The sequence below is a fragment of the Leucobacter soli genome, from assembly GCF_042659205.1.
Taxonomy (GTDB): Bacteria; Actinomycetota; Actinomycetes; order Actinomycetales; family Microbacteriaceae; genus Leucobacter; species Leucobacter soli.
Genome location: NZ_JBHSRW010000444.1, coordinates 1 through 817, shown reverse-complemented (window position 1 = coordinate 817; position 817 = coordinate 1). Strand labels below are relative to the sequence as shown.

Genomic DNA, 817 nt, shown 5'->3' with positions numbered 1-817 from the left:
ACGGCGTGCGAGAGCGCGCGGTTCGCCCAGGCGTGCGCGACGGCCTGCTCCGTCGTGACGACGTCGGCGCCCGGCGCGTCCTCCTCGACGAAGAGCTCGGCCAGCGGGTGCCGCGACGCGATGTCCCGCGCGGCCTCGATCATGCGCCGAGTGGTCTCCCGCTCCCATTCCGCTTCGAGGTAGCGCGGCTCGATCACGGGTGCCGCGTCCGGCTGCGCACCGCCGGAGTGCAGGGAGCCCTCGGTCTCCGGCGAGAGGAGGAACGCGCCCAGCCGGAAGCCGGGCCGCTTCGAGACGGCGGGGGTGGGCGAGGCGAGATCCATGGAGAGCGGATTCATCATGACGAAGGTGTCGGGATCGGTGCTCGCGGGATCGGTGCTCGCCGGATCGAGGCCGGCGGGATCAAGACGGGAGGGGCCGAGGTACCCGGGGCCGAGTCTCGCGAAGCCGCCGATGTCGTACACGCCGCCGGCGATGACGCCCCGCCGGGTGAGGAGGTAGCCGGCCCCGGCGAGCAGCTGCCGGAATCGCGATGAGAGCCGGTGGTTGACCCCCAGCCGTCGGTCGATGTGCGCCTGATAGACGATGTGCCGCTGCTCGATGAGGTGCTCGCCGACGTGCGGGTTCTCCACGATCGGAGCCACGCCGATCCGCGCGAGCACTTCGCCGGCGCCGATCCCGGAGCGTTCGAGGAGCTGCGGGGTCTCTATCCCGCCGGCGCAGATGATCACCTCGCGCGCCGCGCGGTAGTCGCGCAGCACGCCGCGCGTCCGCGCCTGGACGCCGACGGCGCGCCGCCCGTCGAAGCGCACCGTCG

General features: G+C 73.1%; 1 protein-coding gene. It reads right to left on the bottom strand.

What is annotated here, in order from left to right; translation table 11 throughout:
* On the bottom strand, window positions 1-817 hold an 817-nt coding region (locus ACFPZL_RS13835; RefSeq protein WP_382335974.1), incomplete at both ends, for a GMC family oxidoreductase N-terminal domain-containing protein.